Source organism: Methylosinus sp. H3A, assembly GCF_015709455.1.
Lineage (GTDB): Bacteria > Pseudomonadota > Alphaproteobacteria > Rhizobiales > Beijerinckiaceae > Methylosinus.
Map to the genome: position 1 here is coordinate 112,498 of NZ_JADNQW010000004.1, position 21,447 is coordinate 133,944.

The following is a 21,447-nucleotide window of genomic DNA, read 5'->3' on the forward strand; positions in this document are numbered from 1 at the left end:
TCAAGTGGTCGATCGTCAGCTACACATCAACGTAAACCTTCTGGGCTCCGGGTCACACCAAGCCGCTTGGCGAACTGCCGAAAAGGCTCGCTTCTCGTCTCTCGACATCGAGCACTATCGCCGAGTGGCGCAGATCGCCGAGAGGGGTCGCTTGGATGCGGTGTTTTTCGCCGATCAGGTGTCAATTTCTCCAGACCCGAGTTCAGGACCCGGGTGGGGTGTTTTGGACCCGGTGGTTCTCGCTTCGGCTCTCGCGGCAGTCACGACTCACATCGGCTTCGTCGCGACCGTTACGTCCACCTTCAGCCATCCCTATAACGTCGCACGAACGTTCTCTTCGCTCGATCATGTAACGCGGGGCCGCGCCGGATTGAATGTCGTCACGACCATGGCGCCGAACGCCGCGTCGAATTTCGGTTCGAGCGAATTGCCGAACCACGACATCCGTTATGCCCGCGCCGCAGAATTCATCGACGTTCTCATCGCACTTTGGGACAGCTGGGAGGACAGCGCGCTCATCGGCGACATAACAACCGGAACATTCGCAGATCGAGGCCGTATTCACGCGATTAATCATGACGGGCCGTATTTTTCTGTCGAGGGTCCGCTACAATTGCCCCGATCGCCACAAGGGCGTCCTGTGCTCTTTCAGGCCGGGGGATCGGCCCAAGGTCGAGACCTAGCGGCCCGTTACGCAGACGCCGTGTTCAGCGTATCGCAGACCCTGGAGGACGCCCGCGCTTATTACGCCGATCTCAAAGGACGCGTGCGCGACGCCGGACGCAATCCCGATTCGATCGCTATTCTGCCTGGATTGACCACGATCATCGGAAGCACCGAGGAAGAGGCCTTCGCTCGCAAAAAGGAGCTCGACGCCATCTCGGGCGCGTCCAGTGAGGTGCGCGCGCTTGATTTTCTCGCGCGGCGGCTAGGGGTGGAGCCCGAGACCCTCGATCTCGATAGTCCAGTGCCGCCTGAGCTCTTGGAAAAAGCCAAGACGACCAATGGCTCGATCGGATTTGCCGAGGCGGCCTTGGCCGTTCTTCGCGATCGGTCGCTCACCGTCCGGGAAGTCCTCCAGAAAGGCGGCGCGGGTCATCGCCGTGTCGTGGGAACCCCCGAGCAAATCGCCGATACGATTGAAGCTTGGTTCAAGGGTGGCGCAGCCGACGGCTTCAACCTCATGGCGGACGTCTACCCATCCGGCCTCGAAACGTTTGTCGATGAAGTCGTGCCGATCCTGCAGAAGCGCGACCTGTTTCGACGCGACTATGAAGAGCCGATCTTGCGCAGCCATTACGGATTGCCGAGACCTACGGCAAGAAGATCCGAATATCGGCCAGAGGCGGACAAAGTCGTTTGATCAGGATTGGACGCCGCGTCCCGCGCGATGACTCAGGCCTGCGGTCCTGACCATGTCGCCGTATTCGATCAGGCTTCCCAAAATTGGAGATTACCGTGAAAAATGGCGTGGACCCTCAACTTGGCTCCAAAACCGAGCCCGACTGGGGTGGACTGCCGCAAATTGTCGCGACTTTTGCTGCGAAAGCTGCGGGACATGACCGAACTGGGGCATTCGCCTTCGACAATTATGAGCAGCTGCATCGACTTGGCTTTCTCGCGCTTCCTATAGCGCGTGAGTTCGGCGGCCTCGGGGGCAGTCTGAGAGACTGCCTTCGGTTCCTGGGGGCCGTGGCGGAGGGCGACGCTTCCACCGCTCTTGTCCTCTCCATGTACTTCAATCTCCACGGCGCTCAGGCCCGCACGAGATCTTGGCCTACGGCTCTCTATTCCCGAATTGCGAGAGACTCCATCGAACAACTCTCGCTGATAAACGCATTGAACTACGAACCCGAGCTCGGCTCGCCCGTGCGCGGCACCGGAGTGTTGGGGACTGTCGCGCGCGAAGTTTCGGGTGGTTGGCGTGTATCCGGCCGAAAGCGCTACGCGACAGGTTCTGTCGGCCTGCGATGGTTTACCATCACCGCGCGCACGGAACAGAATGTGAGAGGCAATTGGTTTATCGAGGCCGACGCGCCCGGACTTACCATCATCGAAAACTGGGACCATCTCGGACTACGCTCGACCGCGAGTAACGATCTCATTCTCGACGACGTCTTCGTGCCCAAAGATCATATAGTCGGTCTCATGGACAAGGACCCAGGGGAACGTCGTGGCCCTGGACGAAGCTGGTCTGTCGTTACCTGGAACGCGATCTACCTCGGCATCGCGAAAGCTGCGCGCAATTTCCTCGTGGACTACGTTAGTCGACGCGCGCCAGGCAGCCTGGGCCATCCGCTCGCCGAGCTACCCATATTCGAGATAGCGTCGGGCGCATTGAATTGCTGATCCGCGCAGCGGAGCGTCTCAACCTGTCGATCGCCGACGATTTCGAGAGTGGGTCGAACCCGGATCTCGACGCATCGATGACGAAGCATTTCGTGCGAGCCTACGCGAAGGAAGCGGTCGAGATCGCTGTAAGCGCTATAGGAAATGCCGGTCTCAGCAAGGAGTTTCCACTAGAGCGACATTTCCGCGACGTCCAATTCGGTCCCAATCATCCTCCCGCAACGGACGTCATTCGCAAACTCGCAGCCGACGCCGCCTTTCACCAGCGGCGGGTCGCCGAGAACCAAACGCTCACTGTCGTTCGAGACAACGCAAAGACTAATCTGTAATGACGGAACTCACGTCCACACCGGCCGGCGAACTGCCTCACCCCGTATCTGCTCGAGTTGCACATCGGAACGAATTCGACAACGGCTGGGCGGTCATCTCCCGAATCATCCGACATGTCCTACGTTACAGGTGGCGCTTCGCCTTGGCGACGATCACGAGTCTGCTGGCCTCGGTCTTCAACGTAGCGATACCGCGTCTCCTAGGCCGGTCCGTCGACGCCGCACACGCACTGACGACCGGAAATAGCGTCGAATCGGAAGAAACCGTCCAGTTCCTAGCAGCCCTCGCCGGCCTCCTCCTCGCCGCCGCGACTCTGCGAGGCCTCTTTCAGATGATTTCGGGATACCTGAGCGAATTCATCGCGCATGCTTACGGTCGCGATCTGCGTATCGCCTATTTCGACAAGTTGCAAAGGATGGGATTCGACTTTCACGACCGCATTCACTCGGGCGACCTAATCACCCGCGGAATGCTCGATCTGGAAGGCGTGCGCGGGTTCGTCGAAAACGCGATGCAGCGCTTTATCGCGCTTGTTTTGCTCGCGAGTATCGGCGCGCTGCTCCTGTTCAGTCGTGACACCCCTATGGCGCTCGTGACGCTGAGCTTCGTGCCGCTGCTCGGATGGCGCGCGGGTAGAATGGGCCTGACACTTCGTGGCGCCTGGACGCGCCTTCAAGAGCGTCTTGCCATCCTGACGCGCGTCATGGAAGAAAATCTCGAAGGCGTACGCGTCGTGCGCGCTTTTTCCTCGCAGCGCTTCGAAATCGCCAAGTTCGATACTGCTGGAAATGACGCGTTGGCGGTGGCCAACGAACGAATCGTCACTCGTGCTATCGGCATGTCGACGATAAATGCCGGATATTACTTCGCGATGGTGGCCGTTCTTTGGTTCGGCTCACAGCGTGTGGCGGCCGGCTATATCTCAATCGGCGAGTTGACGGAGTTCCTCACCTTCATGACGATTCTGCAAATGCCTGTGCGTCAGGTAGGAATGATCATGAACTCGTCCGCGCGAGCCATTTCGTCTGGCAAACGCTTGTACGAAATCCTCGACATGGAGCTGCCGTTCGAGGCTCGGAAAGGAACGCATGATCTCATCGTGACCGTTGGACAACTACGATTCGAGAACGTCAGTTTTTCATACGATGTCGCCGCGCCGAACTCCTTGGAGGGCATATCCTTCGAGGTTAAGCGAGGCCAAACGCTCGGTATCGTCGGACCTTCGGGGGGAGGGAAGTCGACGATCGCTCATCTCATACCTCGGTTCTATGATGTATCGGGGGGCAGAATCACGATCGATGGCCACGACATTCGTGATGTGACGCTGGAATCTCTCCGTCGCGCCGTAAGCGTCGTTCAGCAGGACGTCTTTCTCTTCGATGATAGCGTCGCGAGCAATGTCGCCTATCCGGACCCCGACGCAGGAGCGGATGATCTCGTCCGCGCCGCGGCAACCGCGCAGATTCATGATTATGTCACAGAACTTGCGGGCGGATATCGGACGCGGATCGGCGAGCGCGGTGTCGGGCTGTCTGGAGGCCAGCGACAGAGGCTCTCGATCGCACGAGGGATTATCGAAGAACCATCGATCGTAATCTATGACGACGCTAGCTCAGCCGTGGATGCTGCGACGGAGCACCACCTTCGTCGGACGCTGCGGGAGGCCGGGCATTCGACAACGACAATCATCATCTCACATCGCCTCGCGTCGCTGATGCACGCCGACGAGATAATCGTCCTCGACAGGGGCCATATCGTCGAGCGCGGCCGACATGAGGAGCTCAGTCGAGCCGGAGGCTTGTATTCGACGCTATTTCTCGCGCAATGGGGAGCACGCGAAGAAGTAGCGACGAACAGCGACGAGTGGATCCACGCATGAGCTTCGCGGATCTCGGAGGGCGCGCCGCCGGCGGCGGAAATTTTCACGGCGCGCCGGGAACACAAGCCGAAGTCGGCGAAGAGATATTCGTCACGGTCGATCCGAGAACATTTCGTCGGATATGGACTTTCGTCGAACCTTACCGACTCGATCTCTTGGCTGCGGTTCTGGCTGTCATCGCTTTCGTTGGCACCCAGGTCTGCATCCCCTATGCCATCCGCCTCTCGGTCGAAAGCATAATCGGGACCCCAGGGAGTTCGCGCCTCGAACTCGTCTTGTTCGGATTCACGCTCCTGATCGCGGCAAATGGATTCACGAGCTTCTTGCAGGAGGTCACAGCTGCTCGACTTGCCCAACGTGCGATCTTCGACATGCGTCGCGCGATGTTCGTCCATCTACAGCGGGTATCGCTCTCCTTTATGGATCGAACACACGTCGGACGCATCATGTCGAGACTGCAGGGCGACGTGAATGCGTTGCAAGAGTTCTTCGAAACTTCAATTGCCGCGACGGGTGACCTCGTCCTGCTTTTTGGAATCGTCGGTGTGTTGCTCGCGATGGAATGGCGGCTGGCCCTCATGACATTCGCTGTCATTCCGGCGCTAGCCTGCATTCGCGCGGTATGGTTGCCTTACGCCAAGGCAGTGTTCAGCCGAGCACGTGACACATCGTCGATCGTCAATGGCGCGCTTGCCGAAAATATTTCGGGTGTGAGGGTCGTGCAGGGCTGCCGTCGCGAAGAGATAAATCTCGCAGACTTTGTGCTTAAGGCGGAACATAATTTCGAGGCGCACGCGCAGTCGTCGATCGCGTCCCAAATGATGGTGCCGACCGTCGATATATTGATGGGCGTAGCCACCGCCACTGTCATTATCGTTGGCGGCAATTTCATTGGCGCAGGCCGGATCGACATCGGTGTGATGGTTGCCTTCATCTTCTATGTTCAGCGGTTTTTCGATCCAATTCGAACCGTTTCAATGCAATACACGATGATGCAGCGCGCCACTGCCGCCGGGCAGCGAATCTTCGAAGTTCTCGACGCACCAGTCTCGATGATCGATAGGCCTGACGCCCAGCCGCTCCGCGGTGATAGACTGCCGATCGTATTCGAGAATGTCAGCTTCGGTTACCACCCTGGGAAGGAAGTGCTTCACGGGATCGACTTCGCCGTGAACGCGAATGAGACCGTGGCGCTCGTCGGGCCCACCGGATCTGGAAAGACGAGCATCGCCTCACTCGTTCATCGCTTCTATGACGTGTGGGACGGACGGGTTCTGGTCGGTGGCGTAGATGTCCGTGAGCTTACACAGCAGTCTCTTGGTGAGAGCATCGCGATTGTCCTGCAGGAACCTTTTCTATTCACGGGGACAATTCTCGACAACATTCGGTATTCGAGCACATGGGCCACTCGCGACGAGGTAATCGCCGCGGCGAAGGCCGTTCGTGCAGACGAATTTATCGAGGCTTTACCGAATGGATACGACACGCAACTCGAACAGCGGGGACAAAATCTTTCGGTCGGTCAGCGACAGCTCCTGAGCTTCGCGCGCGCACTTTGCGCGGATCCGAAGATTCTGATCCTCGACGAAGCGACCGCCAGCATCGATAGTCTCGTCGAGGCGGAGATCCAACGGGCTTTGCGAGTTCTGCTCGCAGGCCGCACGAGCATCATTATCGCTCATCGGCTAGCTACGGTTCGGGACGCCCATAGGATCATCGTGCTTCGTGACGGGAGGATCGTGGAGCAAGGACCGCATAGAGAGCTGCTTCGAACGGGCGGTCTCTATGCATCTCTCTACCGGCGCAACATCTCGTCGTTCGACGAGAACGGGTAACGTGCATCGACGTGTGCCGATTTCCGGCGAGCGCGACTGGTCATCGAGCCGAAGAAAAATTGCCGAAACGGCACCGTTTCGGGATGCACACTATTGCAACCCTATCCACAATGTATAGTGTTGGCTTACACGGGTCGGAGGAATGGAATGCGTCGCTTTGTTCTAACTGTCGTCAGCGTTGTCGCGGCAAATGCCGCCAGAGCCGCGGATTTGCCTTCTACGAAGGCGTTGCCGGAAGAGCCGAGGGCGGTCTTCACATGGAAAGGCTTCTACATCGGGGCGCACGCCGGCGTCGCTTGGGCTCATGATGAGAGCGCTAATATCCTATACGGAAACCCGAGTATCGCATCCTCCAGCTTCGACGCCACCGGGGTAATCGGAGGGCTCCATCTGGGTTACAACTGGCAGGTCGGCAATTGGGTCCTCGGCCTCGAAGGAGACGTGGATGCGACTGGCCTAGAGGGGACCGTCGCCTCGCGACCCGGCACGACCTATTTCTCGTCGACATCGCGTTCGCCCGTGCAAGGCTCGATCCGCGGTCGCATCGGCTATGCGTTCGATCACCTTCTCCTCTACGCGACCGGCGGCGGCATATGGACGGGCATTCTAACCAGCTATCGTGAGCTGCCGATCGGCGACAGCTTCTCGCGAACGAGAGAGAGCTGGACGGTCGGCGGCGGCGTCGAATATGCGCTCAACAATAATTGGTCGGTGCGCGGCGAATATCGCTTCGCCGACTTCGGGCGATATTACGATGGCCCCGCGAAGGCTCCCTTGTATCAGCAGAGCCACCATTGGGACGAGAACCAGGTTAAATTCGGCGTCACCTGGAAATACACTCAGGGCGGCACACAGCCGTTGTTCACTCGTTGATCGACGGGGCCACGCTGCTTCGAGGCCGCGTGGCCCATAAACCGAGAGGGTGCGGCGGGCATGGTTTTTTCACTCACAGCTGTTCGGAAAGCCGGGCTGGCGGCGCGCAGCGAAGCGTATTCGTCGAACGCGTCGCTCTGGGCTTTCGTGAAGGAGTTTTTTCAAAGGTCGCTGGCCATCGTCTTGTTTCTCTCGATCTGGGAGTTGGCGCCGCGGCTCGGCGTCATCAATCGCGACTTCCTTCCGCCGCTTTCGGAAGTCCTCTGGCAAGGCTATCTCTTCGCCGCCGACGGCAAGCTGCTCCCGCACATCACCGTCAGTCTCGGACGTGCAGTAGGAGGTTTCGCGCTGGGGGTCGTGATAGCGGTTCCGCTCGGGGTGCTGCTGGGCTGGTACTCCGGCTTCGAGCGGTATGTTAATCCCCTGCTCCAATTTCTCCGGCAGTTCAACTCCATCTCGCTTCTGCCCGTGTTTATCCTTTTCTTCGGCGTGGGTTATCTGACCAAGGTCGTCATTATTTTCTGGGTCGCGGCGTGGCCGATTCTTCTCAGCACGGCGAGCGGCGTAAAATACGTAGATCCGATCCTCGTAAAATACGGGCGCTCGCTCGCTCTCTCCGATTGGCAGATCTTCGTCAGGATCGTAGCGCCGTCGGCGATACCGTCGATCATCGCAGGCATGCGTCTCGCGGCAACATATTCTTTTCTCGTCCTGGTGGCCTCCGAGCAAGTGGGAGCGAGCAGTGGGCTCGGATATCTCGTCGAGAATGCGCAATATATTCTCGGCATTCACATGCTCTATGTGGCGGTGCTAACGCTCGTCGCGTTCGGGTTCCTAGCCAATCAATCTCTGGTCTTGCTCGAGCGCCGGTTGACGCGCTGGAAATCTGAGAGCAGCGGCCGGCCCGTTTGAAGAGGGTGTTCCCGATGACTGCCAACCGAGCGCCGAAAATCAGAGTGCGTGACCTACGAAAGGACTTTCCTGCCCGGGACGCGAAAGGACGGGTGACAGGTGCTTTCACGGCGATCGACGGCGTGAGTCTCGACATCGCCGAAGGAGAGTTTGTCGCGGTCGTCGGGCCCAGTGGCTGCGGGAAGTCGACGCTCCTCGACTTGCTCGGCGGGCTGTCCGCGCCGACAGCGGGGGCAATACTGTTAGACGGGGAACCAATCAGAGGCACGTCGCTCGATCGCGGCGTCGTGTTCCAGCAGTATGCGCTTTTCCCTTGGCTGACGGCCTTGGAAAATGTCGCCTTCTCGCTCCAAGGAAAAATAAGCTCGAAGGACGAAAGACGCGACGTCGCGCGGAAACACCTCGCACTAGTGGGATTGCAGGAGTTCGGAGAACGTTATCCTCATCAATTGTCGGGCGGCATGAAGCAACGTGTCGCGCTCGCCCGCAGTCTCGCGCACGATCCCAGCATTCTTCTGATGGACGAGCCCTTCGCCGCATTGGACGCTCAAACTCGGGAGTTGTTGCAGGCCGAATTGCTTCGCATCTGGGAGCAATCCCGAAAGACGATCGTCTTTATCACTCATGGAATCGATGAAGCGATCTATCTCGGTCAGAAGATCGCGATCATGACCTCGCGACCCGGCAGGATAAAACAGATCCTGATCAATCCTCTCGCTGGACGCACTCAAGTCGACGACATTCGTGGTTCGCCGGAATTCGCTCGCCTGCGCCATGAGGTGTGGAGCCTGCTGCGAGACGAAATCAACCAGGCCGCCGCTCTCGAATTGGCCGCCACTTGAGGCGTCGCCGAACATCGCGACGAGCTCGGACGGAGATAGTGCGATGAAGTTCAATACCCCCGATAGACCGATCGAATTGACGCGCAGGCGGTTCAATCAGCTCCTGGGTTCGACCGCTGCATCCGCAGGCGTGTTCGCTCCTGGAGTCGCTCGAACTGACAATCTGATCCCTCTTCGAATCATGGGCAGCGGCAATGGATGGAGCGCGTCGGAGATAGTGGTTCTCGCGGAGGAATTCGGATTTTTCCGCAAGGAGGGCTTACGCCTCGATTTGATCATCCTTCCTCCGGAGAGGCTGACGATCGCTCTAGAAGGCGGCATTACCGATTTCATCCCCAACGCCTATTATATCTATTTTCTCAATATTAGAGACAAGGGGATGAAAGCGCGCCAGGTGGTCTCGACGACCCCTTACCTCGATGCTCGTCTTCCGAGCGGGGGGCTTTTCGTCCGTGAAGACAGTCGAATTCGTGAGGCCTCCGATCTGCGCGGAAAGACGATCGGCGTCACCGTGCTGCAATTTGCGTCCGCCTGGTTTACCTTGGCCTACGCGGCGCGAGCTGGACTTAAGAGAGAGGATCTGAATCTCACGGCGATTCCCGGCCCTCACCATCAACAGGTTCTAACGAACGGTGACGTCGACGCAGTTTATACGATCGGCGCGGTCGAAGCTACATTGCTGAAAAAGGGCGAGTTTCGCAGGCTCTTCGCAACGTCTGATCTGGTCGGGCGGCGGATTTCGCTCGGTTCGACGATTGTCAAAGAAGAGTTCATGAAAAGCAATCCAGATGTCGTTCGACGCTATGTGACCGCAATTGGCAATACGATCGAATGGGCAAACCGCAGCCAGGATGAGATAGTCCGCTATGCGATCAAGAATGGAAAGGTGAATTCGGCACTTGCACCATACCTATACTCGTCAAATGGGAGCGGTGACTATAGCGCGCTGCGCTGGCCTGATCACGGATTGCAAGATCGTGATGATGTAAACCTCTGGATCGAAATGGCGGAAAATATCGGCATTGCCAATCCGCGGCGATTTAAGGCGGAAGACATTTATACCGACCGGTTCAATCCATACGCACCCGCGTAAAGTCGTCGGACAGTACACGCGTATCAAATCGGAGACGATCATGAGCCGACGATACCTTCACGTTAACGTCAATGCGTCGACCCCAGGATCGCATCCGGCAGCATGGCGGTCTCCCGATGCCAATCGCTTTGGGTCGTTCGATATCGAGCATTTCAAGCAAGTGGCGCTCGTCGCGGAGCGCGGGCTGTTGAATGCGGTGTTTCTTCCCGATCAGGTCTCTCTTTCGCAGGATCCATCGAGCGGGCCAGGTTGGGGGCTGCTGGACCCGGTCGTGACAGTCGCGCATCTGTCTGCCGTGACCGAGCACATCGGATTCATCGCAACCCAAACCACTTCCTACACGCATCCCTACAATATCGCGCGGACATTCGCTACGCTCGATCATGTGACCCGAGGACGCATCGGACTCAATCTCGTCACGACAATGGCTGACGCCGCCGCGCGCAACTTCGGCGAAAAGACACTGCCGTCTCCGAGCGAACGTTACGCCCGCGCAGCCGAATTCGCGGAAGTTCTGATCGCGCTCTGGGATAGTTGGGAGGATGACGCTCTCATTGGCGACGTTGAGACGGGCGTGTTCGCAGACAAGAACCGTATCCACGCAATCAATCATTCGGGACAGTATTTTTCGGTGTCTGGACCACTCCAGGTTCCGAGGTCACCCCAAGGCCGGCCCCTGCTCGTGCAGGCGGGTGGATCGGAACAGGGGCGGGATCTCGCGGCCAGATACGCAGAAGCGGTGTTCAGCGCAACTCAGTACCTGAGCGAGGCGCAAGCCTATTACCGCGACTTGAAGATCCGAGCTTCCGGATATGGGCGCGATCTCGATTCGCTGATCATCCTTCCCGGGGTCGTTCTCTTTATAGGAGGAACGGAAGAAGAGGCGAGGAGACGTAAAAGGGAACTCGATGAACTCGATGGTGATCGAGGGCTCGAGAGGCTGGCCGCGAGACTTGGAGTCTCAGTCGGTGATCTCGATCTCGACAAACCCCTGCCAGTCGATCTGATCGACTATTCATTTCGTGGATCGCACCAATCGGTCGGCTTTGCCGATGCCCTTCGCTCCGTCGCGCTCGATCGAACGCGAACCGTTCGGCAGATATTGGAGCAGGGCGGAGGCCTCGGGCATCGCACGCTCATCGGATCGCCTGAGCAAATTGCAGCCGATTTCGAGGAGTGGTTCGTCTCTGGCGCGGCCGACGGCTTCAATATTATGGTCGACATCGCGCCCACCGGCCTTTCGGCGTTCGTCGATCACGTCGTTCCGATTCTTCAGCGACGCGGTCTCTATCGGAATGAATATGAAGGCCGCACTCTCCGGGAGCACTTCGGCGCCGCTCGACCGAAAAGCGCGTTCGAAGGCTATTCCCAGCGCATCGAAGCAGCGGCGAGTTGAAGATAGGCAATCGAGGCAGCGATTGCCGCAATAGCGAGAAATCACGAATTCCTCGAGAACTCGTCGAGCTGTCGGTCAGATCCTCCTCCTCGTCCTTTGCGAAGTTGCAAATTCGCAACCTTCGTCGTCGTGCGCGAAAGGGCGTTCGATCATGCCACCAAAACGGTCAATGCCTATTCAGGATGTCGATTTAAACGGCCAAATGACGGCAATATCGTAACAATTTCGTTGTGAAAGCATATATACCTGATAGACTATGTACGCAATATCTGTCGGGAGCAGTGGAAATGAAGTTCCGAAGCGGTTGGGTGTCGTTGGAAGCAATGCTGGTCGCGCTGAGCGTGAGTCCTGCGTTCGGTCAAACCTCTGAAGTCCCGCGCGCCTCCGCAACAGTCGAGGACGTCAGAGTCGGTTCGGAAAATCCGACGCTCTCGGAGAAATCAGAGAAGCAAGCGACTGCGCTCCAAGAAGCCCCGCGCTCGGCGGCCGTCATCACCTCCAGTCAGATAGAGAACGCGCAGATCACCAATGTCGAGGGCATTCGGAAGCTCGTGCCGAGCCTGTCGCTGAGATGGAACAATGTTCAGAATTTGAGTTACAATATAAGAGGGCTCGGCAATTCTTCTTCTAGTCAATTAGTGCCCGTTTTTAATGGCGTAGGAATTTATGTGGACGGGGTATATCTCCCTCGCCCGGGCTCATGGACGACAGACATTCCCGATCTCGATAGCGTTCAGGTGTACAAAGGCCCTTCTGCGACGCTCGGCGGATATGATGATGTTGCCGGACGCCTCTACATTCGGACTGCGGCTCCGTCCTTCACGCCGCAACAAAAGGTCGAAATTTCCTACGGAACCTATAACGCTGTGCAGCTGAAGGCCAGCGCCACGGGGCCGCTCTTCGACAGCGATTGGGCGGCCTTTCGAATCGCCGTGTTCGGCAAAGATCGCGACGGTTATATCCAGGGCACCAGCAGCGGCTCGAGTGGAGGCGTCGATTATCAGGATATTCATACCAAAGGGGCGAGAGCGCAATTGCTGCTGCAGCCTACCAACGATCTGTCTGTTCGTTTCATTGGCGACTGGTCGCACATCGATACGAAGTGCTGCGTGAAACTCGGCAACGGGCTTTTTACAAATTATGCAAATGGCGCAGCGTTCGCGCCGAACTTCCTGACGCGCGCGGCGGCGGTAGGCTATTCGCCCCTTCAGACCCTAGGCGTGTTACAGCAATTCAACAACTATAATGTAGATCTCGTCACGGCGACGCCCACGGAACGCACTGAGAGCTACGGCATAAGCTCTCAGGTGGATTACAGCGGTGACGACTTCAACATATCGTCGCTGACGTCGTTGCGAGGATTCGACTATCACCCTTATTGGCTGAACAACCAGACGATCAATGTCGACACGAACACGGCTTCGCACGGCCACCCATCCGTGAAGGCGGTTCAGCACGACACGAAAATCTCGTCGCAGGCGGGCGAACCGGTCGAAGTTGCCGGAGGATTGTTCTTCTATTGGGAGGACTTTCTGAGCTGGGGCCTTTCCTCCTATGGAACGAAGGCTGGGGCTTGGTTCCAGCCGACGCAGCCACTCGCTGTGGCGAATGCGGCGTTGAGCGGCGCTGGGCGTGATACATATGTTCATGTCACCTCGACGCAGATCGCTCCTTATGTTCAAGGGACGTGGCACGCGGCGCCCGAGATCGACATCAACGCCGGCGTGCGCTTCTCCTATACGGGTAAAACAGGCGTAGCTCTCGGACAAACCTATGGACCGTCCTACAGTGGACTGACAGTGGCACAACAGGCGACAGCCGCGACGCTAAGATCTAACCTGCTCGGACCCGCATATTACTATTACACCGCGAACACCGATCAAGGACTCTGGTCTGGCTTCCTTTCCGCGACCTACAAGGTCACGCCGGACATAGGCGTCTACGCAACCTATTCCCACGGAGCGCGGCCCGGCGGTCCGAATGTTTCGACGTCGTATCTCCCCTCTGGAGCGTCGACGACGATCAAGCCTGAAGAGAGCCACAATTTCGAAGTCGGACTCAAGAGCACGTTCCTCGATAATCGGCTGCTCGTAAACGCGGCCGTTTTCGATCAGATCAACTTCAACTACATAACCAACGTGACGCAGATCAACGCTGGCGGCGCTTCCGTGAGTTATCTCGCAAATGCGAAACGTGTCATTTCGAGAGGCGTCGAAGTCGATGTGCGCGCAAAGCCGATCGATGGTCTCGAAGTCTATGGCTCTGCTGTCTTCACCGACGCATTCTTCCAGTCATTCGAGAATTCTCCATGCCCTCTCGAATTGACCAATCTGGCGAGCGCGGGTCTGCGAAATTGCAATTTCAACGGAAAGCGCCTTCCGATCACGTCCCGATGGACGATGTCCTCGGGCGCTCTATACAGCCATCCGCTCGGCTTCGATATTCCCTACCTCGAACGCGCGTCGATCGGATTCGTTGGCGTCGATTTCAACTGGCAGAGCCGGTACTATTCCGATGCGACGGACTCCGTTTATGCTCAAATCAATCCATATGGCCTGCTCAACTTCAACTTGGGCGTGAAGACCGACGATGAAAAGTGGAAGCTCACCGGATGGGTGCATAACGCGCTGGACAAGCGCTATTTCACCAATCTTCAGGGCAATCTCCTCAGCGGCGGCCTTATCGGCGGCACGGTCGGCGATCCCATCATGGGAGGCGTCGCTCTCGCAGTTACCTTCTGAACGCGCCACTGAAACACGTCGCTGTCGAAGCCACGACGACACCGATGATTGAACGAAGCCGCTATCGCGGCGATAGCGGCGACGTCGCGTGATTGACCTCCTGTCTGAGAGGTTTTGGGCATGGCAGCCCGACCTTTAGACAGGAGGCGCTTGCGCTTTGCGATAGTCGTTGGGGCAAGTTAAACCTCGCGGAACTCAAATGACAATTTGTGATCGTGGAACTAGGATCGTTTCCGCAGTCATTTTGGTGCTAGGGGGCGTCGCAAGGGTAGAAGCTGCGGACGCGAACAGCCGGGCGCTGACCTACCCCTCCGCGGACTATCGAGAGTCGCAAGTCGGAATATCCGGCGGAACGCTGAGGATCTCCGTGGCATCGGATACAGGAAGCCTCGATCTTCATGCGATCTCGGCCGCCAATGCGCAATGGCTCGGCCGCATTCTTTACGACAATCTCGTTTACTTGAACGAAACGGGCCAGCCGACGCCATGGCTAGCTAAGTCTTGGACTATTTCGCCCGACGGCAAGACCTATACTTTTTACCTGCGCGACGATGTCACCTTCAGCGACGGCGCGAAATTCAACGCCGAAGCCGTGGCGATTAACCTTGACCATATGCGCGACCCGGCGACGAAATCTCCGCTCGCTGGCGGCTATATCGCGCCCTATGACACCGGGCGCATCGTGAGCGAGTATGTCTTCGAGGCAAAGCTGCGAGAGCCTTACACTCCGTTTCTGAGCGTCCTGGCGCAATCATGGCTGGCGATGGAATCGCCCAAGGCAATCAAGGAACGTCCAAAGACCTTGGGGGAGGCGCCCGTTGGGTCGGGCCCGTTCGTGCTGGAAAGCTATGCGAAGCAGCGGGGCATGGTGCTGGTCAAGCGACCCGATTACCAATGGTCTCCTCCGCTGATGGGACATCAGGGTCCCGCCTATCTGGACCGGATCGAGATCGAATTCGTGTCGGACGCGGCGATCCGCTATTATTCGCTGGCTTCTGGCGAGTATGATTTCTCCATCGATCTTCCACCTCAAAGCGCGACCGCCGTTCGCGCTGCCCCTAATCTAGTATTGGAAAATCGCGTGCGCATGGGGTGCCCATCCAGGGCCATAGCTTTTAACACCAAGCAGTTTCCCTTCGACGATGTCAGGCTTCGCAAGGCCACAGCGCACGCGATCGACCGAGAAGGCATCGTCCACATCGCAGGTTTCGGCGAATACAAGCCGATCGCTAATTTCCTCGCGGAGAACACGCCATATTTCGACCCGTCCTTCGAGAAGGGCTTGCGCTATGATCCCGGTGAGGCAAATCGCTTATTCGATGAAGCGGGTTGGACTGGACGCGACGCGGAGGGCTATCGCACTCGAAACGGACAACGGCTCCAAGCGGATCTCGTTGTCTCGCAAACTTTGGGTACGTCTTCCTCACCGCTCGTCACTGAAATTCAGGCGGACTTGAAAAAGGTGGGCTTCAACCTGAGGCTTGTCCAAGTTCCGGCGGCAGTCATGACGCAGCGTCGCGCCACCGGCAATTATCAGGCCATCACGGCAGGCGTTTGGCATACCAACACGCCCGACGCGCTTTATATAAATTACCACAGCAGTCAAATTCCGAACCAGAACCGCGGCGGACAGAATACCGCGCGTCTGGACGATCCGGCGCTGGACGATTTGCTCTCCAGCGCTAGGCACGCCAGCGATCCCGAAAACCTCAAATCGCTTTATAGTCAGGCGCAGGCTAGGTTGATCGATCTAGCGCCAGGCGTGCCGGTCTATGACTTCTACTCGATGGTAGGGTATCATCGACGCGTGCAAGGCGTCATCTTTGATACGTCGCATGAGACCCCGATCTTTGAAACCATCTGGCTTCGGCAACCCGCCCCATGAGAGTCTTGAAGAGACTGACGTCGAGACTACTTGCCGGCCTCGTGGTGCTGTGGGGAACGGCGACTCTGATCTTTATCGCGATCAACGTCACTCCTGGCGACGCCGCTACGATGATCCTAGGCGGTCCCGATGCGCTGCCGACACCGGCTGTCTTGCAGCAGGTCCGAACGGAGTATGGGCTGGATAAGCCTTTATACCAGCAATACTACCTCTACATCTCGAGATTGGTTCGCGGCGACCTAGGTGAATCGTTCCGGTTGCACGTTCCGGTCACATTGCTGATTGGCCAGCAGATAGGCGCGACAGCGACTCTCGCCCTTTTGGCAACCATTGTCGGGGTGACGCTGTCCTTGATCGTTTCGTTGACTACGGCCAAGCGCGGCGACTGGCTGACGCTGGCGGCATCGTTTCCAGAGTTCGCCTTCTCTCTGATCCCGTCATTCGTCATCGGGCTACTTCTGTTGCTTGGGTTTTCATTCCACTTTCATTTGTTTTCCGTATCGAGTGCTCACGGCTGGAATGCGATGGTGCTGCCCACAGTGACCTTGGCCTTGCCCATTTTCGGGGTCGTCAGCCAGGTCTTGCGACGGGAGCTCGATCACACGTTGGAGCAACCGTTTATCCTGAGCGCGTTGGCTCGCGGACTGTCCGATACCGGCGTGCGCGCCGGGCATGCGCTGCGTCACGCATTGATCCCGACGGTTACGCTGACAAGCATGGTCTTCGCCGGGTTGTTTTCCGGCGCCGTCGTGGTGGAAACGGTTTTCAACCGTCAGGGGCTGGGCCGTCTTATGGTAGATGCAACCAGCAACAAGGATATCCCGCTTGTCCTCGGCCTTGCACTGCTGGTGACGCTGATCAATGTCGTCATCAATATCATCGTCGACTTCATCTATGTCTTGATCGATCCGCGAGTCGAACGTTAATGAAGCGCCCTCTCCCGGATCCCGCCTTGGCGCTCGCCGTTCTGTTCATTCTCTTTCTGGTCGTCGCTGCCGGCTTCCCTGAATGGCTGGCAACAGGCGATCCTTTCGCGACAAATCCACGTCACGCATTCTCCCCACCCGGCGCGGAGCATCTGTTCGGAACGGACGAGAACGGCCGCGACGTGGCGACACGCATTGTCTACGGCGCCCGCTCGTCCCTGTTTCTCGGGCTGAGCGCCGCTATCCTCACCGTGTCACTGGGCATCGTCCTAGGTCTGCTCGCGGGCCTCAGTCATCGCGTGATCGACAATGCGGTGATGCGATTCGTCGATATCCTTCAATCCTTTCCCGAAATTTTGCTGGTGCTGCTGATCGTGAGCTTTTGGGGCAACAGCGTGCTCAATCTGCTACTAGCTTTAGGCGTCGCGGGTGTGCCTCGAGGAGCGAGACAGGTGCGCGCGCAAGTGCTGGTGATCCGTAATGCCCCATTTGTCGAGGCCGCCCGCACACTCGGCATTCCGTCCTGGTTGGTGTCCTTGCGCCATGTGCTCCCCAATTCCATCGGCCCGGTGCTTGTGATCCTGCCCATAGAGGTCGGCTGGAAGATATCCGCCGCGGCGGCTCTTAGTTATCTGGGTCTGGGGGCGCCGCCACCTGCGCCAGATTGGGGAGCCATGCTGGCCGTTGGCCGTGAATACATCATGACGGCATGGTGGCTGACCGCCACGCCGGCCGTCACCATCACATTGACGGTTCTTTCCGTCACCATTTTGGGGCGCTCGCTGATCCGCCGCTCCGAGGGGCGGGGCGCATGACCCATCTTGTCGATGTCGAGAAATTGACGGTTCGGTTCGCCCGGCATTCGAAGCCGGCTGTGACGAACGTGTCCTTCACGCTCGATCGCGGAGAAAGCCTGGCGCTTATCGGGGAATCGGGCTCCGGCAAGAGCGTCACCCTCCGCAGCTTGGTCGGACTCGTTGGGGCGGGCGCCGAATCCGCAGCGGAGCGGCTCCGATTTGGCGGCGAGGATATCCGCGCCTTTAGCGGCGCGACCTGGCGTCGGGTTCGCGGAGGGCGGATCGGGTTCATTCTGCAGGACGCCCTTGGTTCGCTCGATCCGCTGCGTCCGGTAGGGCGCGAAATCGACGAAGCGTTGCGGCTGCACCGCGATCTGTCTCGCGCGGGACGACATGAACGGGTCATCGAATTGTTGCAATCCGTCGGCGTTCCCGAACCGGAACTGCGGGCGCGCCAATACCCGCACCAATTGTCCGGCGGCCTGCGTCAGCGCGCGCTGATCGCTTCCGCCATCGCCTGCGGCCCGGAATTGCTGCTCGCTGACGAGCCGACGACGGCGCTCGACGCCTTGGTGCAGGCTCAGGTACTGGATCTATTACAGGCCTTTCGCACGCCAAAGACAGGGCTGTTGATCGTTAGCCACGATTTGGCTGTCGCGGCTCGCCTGGCGGATCGGATCGCCGTCATGTGGAATGGCGAAATCGTTGAGCAAGGCCCAAGCGAGGCGGTTTTGGGCGACCCCCGTCATCCCTACACGAAGAAGCTGCTTGCCGCCTCGTCATCCGTGCATGCAAGGGCTCCCGTGGCGAGTCGACCGGCGTCGGCAGGCGGAGAAAAGCCTGTGATTGAAGCGCGAGGCTTGACGAAAAGCTTCGTGGGGGTGGATCACAAGCAGCGCACTGTCGTGTCGGACGTGTCTTTTTCCCTGCTGTCTGGAGAAACTCTGGGCGTAGTCGGCGAGTCTGGATCGGGGAAAACGACCCTCACACGGATCATTTTAGGGCTGGACCAGCAGGATGCCGGCGAAGTGCTGCTGCGCGGTCGAGACTGGCGTAACTTCACCACCAGGGAAAAGCAGACGGAGAGGCGACGAGTTCAGGTCGTGTTTCAAGATCCGCTGAGTTCCTTCGATCCCCGTTACACCGTCGAAAAGGTGATAAGCGAGGCCTTGGCAGTCGCCGGCTATAGCGCGGGCAAGGAGCGCCGTAGCCGAGCGGTGGAATTGCTCGAACTGGTGCGGCTGGACGCCTGTCTTCTAACCCGGCGCCCCATCGAACTCTCCGGCGGACAGCGCCAGCGCGTCGCGATAGCCCGCGCTCTTGCGCCAAACCCGGAGGTGATCATCTGCGATGAACCCGTGTCCGCGCTCGATGTGTCCGTGCAAGCGCAGATCCTCGATCTGCTCACCGATTTGAAAGCCAGGTTGGGCATCGCGTACCTGTTTATTTCCCACGACCTCGGTATCATCCAGCGCATGAGCGACCACGTCTTGGTGATGAAGGATGGGCGGGTTGTCGAATCTGGCGACGTGGTCAGTGTATTCCGGCATCCTCGGCATGACTATACGCGCGCATTGCTCGATGCCATTCCGGCCCTCGTCGCGACGCATGACGCGCCAGCGCGGGCGGCCCTTGACGAACCGACGGCATCTGAGTTGGAGGGGCGCGCAGCGCGCGTCTATCGTGTTGGCAACAAAGCCATGGAAGAGTGCGAGCTTCAGTGATTTTCCACCACCTGAGACGCGCATAATATCGTGAACCGTGATTTGGGCGGAGGATTTGACTTCGGCATCCAAGCCAAGTTTGGCGGGCGCAATCCGCGTGTGTCTCGTCGGAGCCGCCGAGACTGAAAAACGCCCAGGTTTTGCGAAGAGCGCGTAAGGCTGTGCCAAACGACAGGAGAGCGCCCTTCGCAAACACCGTCTTCTATCGGCATTTGGGCGTGTTCGCGTGGTTTGGCGCGATCGATGAATCCGTGAAATCCGTTTGGCGCAATCAAGGCGTCGAGCAACAAAAACATTGACCTAATTTCTATCGGTGCTATAGCACTTATAGTATTATATAAGCCATAAATCGCAGCTTTTGTTGCAGTCTCGGCTAACTAAATCATATTCAATATATAGGCGTGAGAGGGATAACGCGAGCAAGCGGTCGCGCCGAGACGTGGCCGGTTTCTTGAATTAAAGGGGAGAGGCGTGATGGGTCGGCGGCTACTGCATATCAACGTTGCGAATGTGATCAATCCAGGTTCGCATCCTGGCGCCTGGCGATCGCCAGAGGGGCGCCCCTTCGGCCATCTAGACGTCGCGCATTATCACGAAGTCGCTCGGATCGCCGAGCGCGGCCTTCTCGACGCGGTCTTCCTGGCCGATCAGGTGTCGATCGGCCCGAATATCGGGGAGGGGCCGGGGTTCGGCGTCATCGACCCCGTGGTGACAGTGGCGTCCATGGCGGCCGTCACCGAACACATCGGATTTATCGCGACGGTGTCGACGTCTTTCAGCCATCCCTACAATGTCGCCCGCACATTCGCGTCGCTTGACCATGTCACCCGTGGACGCATCGGCCTCAATCTCGTGACGACCATGGCCGAGAACGCCGCGCAGAATTTTGGCCTGGACAAGCTGCCAGTCCACGATGACAGATATCGGCGCGCCGCTGAATTCGTGGATGTCGCGACTGCCCTGTGGGACAGCTGGGAGGACGGGGCGCTGATCGGCGATCGCAAGAAAGGTGTCTTCGCCGACGCGTCACGCATTCACAAGATCAATCATGTCGGCAAGGATTTTTCCGTCGCGGGACCGCTTCAGATCCCTCGCTCGCCGCAGGGCCGTCCGTTGCTGGTGCAGGCGGGAGGCTCAGAGCAAGGCCGCGACTTCGCTGCGCGCTATGCGGAAGCTATTTTCGCCGCCTTGCAGGTGCTTGGAGAGGGGCGTGCCTTTTACGCCGACATCAAGGAGCGGGCGCGGCGATTTGGCCGCGATCCGGACACAATCGCGATCCTTCCCGGGGTCTCGTTGATCATCGGCGGAACGGAGACGGAGGCGATCCAGCGAAAGAACGAGCTCGACGAAATCGCCGGCTTAGACAGTTCCAGAGCGCTCCAGCAATTCGCAAAGCGATTCGGCATTGATCCCGACGACCTCGATCTCGACAGCCCAGTTCCTATTGAGCGTATCGGTAATCTCGAGAACCCGCAACATCAATCGCGCGGGTTCGCCGACGCTGCGTTGTCGCTGCTGAGAGATAGATCGCTGACGCTGAGGCAGGTGCTCGATAAGGGCGCCGGACACCGCCGCATCGTCGGATCTCCCGAACAGATCGCGGATTCGCTGGAGGAGTGGTTCAACGAGGGCGCCGCTGATGGTTTCAATATCTTCTGCGACGTCTATCCAACCGGTCTTTCCGCTTTTGTCGACCACGTCGTGCCTGTGCTGCAGCGGCGGGGGCTGTTCCGCACGGAGTACACAAGCAAAACGCTTCGCGGGCACTATGGCCTCGCCCGGCCCCAGGGCAGATATGACGTGGCGCTGGCGAAATCAGGTTGAGCCTCTTGATTTGGAGGGAGGCCGGCGCAAGGAGCCGGCAT

The 21,447-nt window shown here is 58.4% G+C and carries 16 protein-coding genes; all 16 read left to right on the top strand.

Annotation, left to right across the window (positions count from 1 at the left end; all coding sequences use genetic code 11):
* The first annotated feature begins 4 nt into the window (after positions 1-4).
* Complete coding sequence (locus IY145_RS02640) at positions 5-1,363, top strand: LLM class flavin-dependent oxidoreductase (protein ID WP_196406784.1); 1,359 nt, start codon at positions 5-7, stop codon at positions 1,361-1,363.
* 95 nt (positions 1,364-1,458) lie between these two features.
* The gene (locus tag IY145_RS02645; protein ID WP_196406785.1) at positions 1,459-2,349 is read left to right on the top strand and encodes an acyl-CoA dehydrogenase family protein; all 891 of its coding nucleotides are present in this window, start codon (positions 1,459-1,461) and stop codon (positions 2,347-2,349) included.
* Complete coding sequence (locus IY145_RS02650) at positions 2,343-2,678, top strand: acyl-CoA dehydrogenase family protein (RefSeq protein ID WP_210332607.1); 336 nt, start codon at positions 2,343-2,345, stop codon at positions 2,676-2,678. Before IY145_RS02645 ends, IY145_RS02650 begins: the two co-directional genes overlap by 7 nt.
* Before the next feature lie 143 nt (positions 2,679-2,821).
* Positions 2,822-4,558: an ABC transporter ATP-binding protein gene (locus IY145_RS02655; protein ID WP_246721724.1), complete on the top strand. Its 1,737-nt coding sequence runs from the start codon at positions 2,822-2,824 to the stop codon at positions 4,556-4,558.
* Entirely contained in the window at positions 4,555-6,393 is a 1,839-nt protein-coding gene (locus IY145_RS02660; RefSeq protein WP_196406787.1) for an ABC transporter ATP-binding protein, read from the top strand. Before IY145_RS02655 ends, IY145_RS02660 begins: the two co-directional genes overlap by 4 nt.
* A 147-nt stretch (positions 6,394-6,540) precedes the next feature.
* On the top strand, positions 6,541-7,266 hold the full coding sequence (locus IY145_RS02665) for an outer membrane protein (protein WP_196406788.1): 726 nt from the start codon (positions 6,541-6,543) through the stop codon (positions 7,264-7,266).
* 183 nt (positions 7,267-7,449) lie between these two features.
* On the top strand, positions 7,450-8,178 hold the full coding sequence (locus tag IY145_RS02670) for an ABC transporter permease (protein WP_246721726.1): 729 nt from the start codon (positions 7,450-7,452) through the stop codon (positions 8,176-8,178).
* Positions 8,179-8,192: 14 nt separating this feature from the next.
* Positions 8,193-9,020: an ABC transporter ATP-binding protein gene (locus tag IY145_RS02675; protein ID WP_196406790.1), complete on the top strand. Its 828-nt coding sequence runs from the start codon at positions 8,193-8,195 to the stop codon at positions 9,018-9,020.
* A gap of 43 nt (positions 9,021-9,063) precedes the next feature.
* A complete protein-coding gene (locus tag IY145_RS02680; RefSeq protein WP_246721728.1) occupies positions 9,064-10,113 on the top strand; it encodes an ABC transporter substrate-binding protein in 1,050 nt (349 codons plus the stop codon).
* A 40-nt stretch (positions 10,114-10,153) separates the two neighbouring features.
* Entirely contained in the window at positions 10,154-11,509 is a 1,356-nt protein-coding gene (locus IY145_RS02685; RefSeq protein ID WP_196406791.1) for an NtaA/DmoA family FMN-dependent monooxygenase, read from the top strand.
* A gap of 287 nt (positions 11,510-11,796) precedes the next feature.
* A complete protein-coding gene (locus tag IY145_RS02690) occupies positions 11,797-14,250 on the top strand; it encodes a TonB-dependent receptor (protein WP_196406792.1) in 2,454 nt (817 codons plus the stop codon).
* Positions 14,251-14,617: 367 nt separating this feature from the next.
* Positions 14,618-16,135, top strand: a complete 1,518-nt coding sequence (locus IY145_RS02695) for an ABC transporter substrate-binding protein (protein WP_210332601.1) — start codon at positions 14,618-14,620, stop codon at positions 16,133-16,135.
* Positions 16,132-17,061 carry an ABC transporter permease gene (locus IY145_RS02700; RefSeq protein WP_196406794.1) on the top strand — a complete coding sequence of 310 codons (930 nt, stop codon included), beginning with the start codon at positions 16,132-16,134 and terminating at the stop codon, positions 17,059-17,061. Before IY145_RS02695 ends, IY145_RS02700 begins: the two co-directional genes overlap by 4 nt.
* Positions 17,062-17,087: 26 nt before the next feature.
* Entirely contained in the window at positions 17,088-17,876 is a 789-nt protein-coding gene (locus IY145_RS02705; protein WP_196406795.1) for an ABC transporter permease, read from the top strand.
* Entirely contained in the window at positions 17,873-19,582 is a 1,710-nt protein-coding gene (locus IY145_RS02710) for an ABC transporter ATP-binding protein (protein WP_196406796.1), read from the top strand. Before IY145_RS02705 ends, IY145_RS02710 begins: the two co-directional genes overlap by 4 nt.
* A 474-nt stretch (positions 19,583-20,056) precedes the next feature.
* Complete coding sequence (locus IY145_RS02715; protein ID WP_196406797.1) at positions 20,057-21,406, top strand: LLM class flavin-dependent oxidoreductase; 1,350 nt, start codon at positions 20,057-20,059, stop codon at positions 21,404-21,406.
* The last annotated feature ends 41 nt before the right edge of the window (positions 21,407-21,447 follow it).

What these genes read in the sequence shown, in the direction of transcription:
- IY145_RS02700 (WP_196406794.1), top strand. Translation starts at nt 16,132, where the DNA reads ATGAGAGTCTTGAAGAGACTGACGTCGAGACTACTTGCCGGCCTCGTG.
- IY145_RS02680 (WP_246721728.1), top strand. Translation starts at nt 9,064, where the DNA reads ATGAAGTTCAATACCCCCGATAGACCGATCGAATTGACGCGCAGGCGG.
- IY145_RS02660 (WP_196406787.1), top strand. Translation starts at nt 4,555, where the DNA reads ATGAGCTTCGCGGATCTCGGAGGGCGCGCCGCCGGCGGCGGAAATTTT.
- IY145_RS02710 (WP_196406796.1), top strand. Translation starts at nt 17,873, where the DNA reads ATGACCCATCTTGTCGATGTCGAGAAATTGACGGTTCGGTTCGCCCGG.
- IY145_RS02715 (WP_196406797.1), top strand. Translation starts at nt 20,057, where the DNA reads ATGGGTCGGCGGCTACTGCATATCAACGTTGCGAATGTGATCAATCCA.
- IY145_RS02685 (WP_196406791.1), top strand. Translation starts at nt 10,154, where the DNA reads ATGAGCCGACGATACCTTCACGTTAACGTCAATGCGTCGACCCCAGGA.
- IY145_RS02665 (WP_196406788.1), top strand. Translation starts at nt 6,541, where the DNA reads ATGCGTCGCTTTGTTCTAACTGTCGTCAGCGTTGTCGCGGCAAATGCC.
- IY145_RS02690 (WP_196406792.1), top strand. Translation starts at nt 11,797, where the DNA reads ATGAAGTTCCGAAGCGGTTGGGTGTCGTTGGAAGCAATGCTGGTCGCG.
- IY145_RS02675 (WP_196406790.1), top strand. Translation starts at nt 8,193, where the DNA reads ATGACTGCCAACCGAGCGCCGAAAATCAGAGTGCGTGACCTACGAAAG.